Origin of the sequence: Pseudoalteromonas rubra, assembly GCF_005887115.1 — a bacterium.
GTDB lineage: Bacteria > Pseudomonadota > Gammaproteobacteria > Enterobacterales > Alteromonadaceae > Pseudoalteromonas > Pseudoalteromonas rubra_F.
This window is the reverse complement of sequence record NZ_PNCJ01000210.1, coordinates 1-262: the sequence shown is the minus strand read 5'-3', so window position 1 is coordinate 262 and position 262 is coordinate 1. Positions and strand designations below refer to the sequence as shown.

At 40.5% G+C, this 262-nt stretch carries 1 pseudogene; it reads left to right on the top strand.

The features are described from left to right. Positions 1–262: pseudogene (locus tag CWB98_RS23780) on the top strand (hypothetical protein); the annotation flags it as partial.

The window sequence follows — 262 nt, the reverse complement described above, 5'->3', positions numbered from 1 at the left end:
CAACTTTAAGCTTAAAGTTGCTGAATTCGTTGAAGCGAAGATTTTAAGGCCAAAATACGCACCGCAGATCAATGCAATTGTTGGCAACTTTTTTGTCGTTCAAACCCACTCGGAAGAGAACTTGGCGCAACTGGAAAAAGTGTCCGAGTTATTTATCTATTCAGTGACAAACGAGCTTAATAAGTGCCGCTCAAATGGCAATATGGATTTGCTTGCTGAGCAATTACAATATTTTGTTGCCGAATTACCTACGGCAGGCATT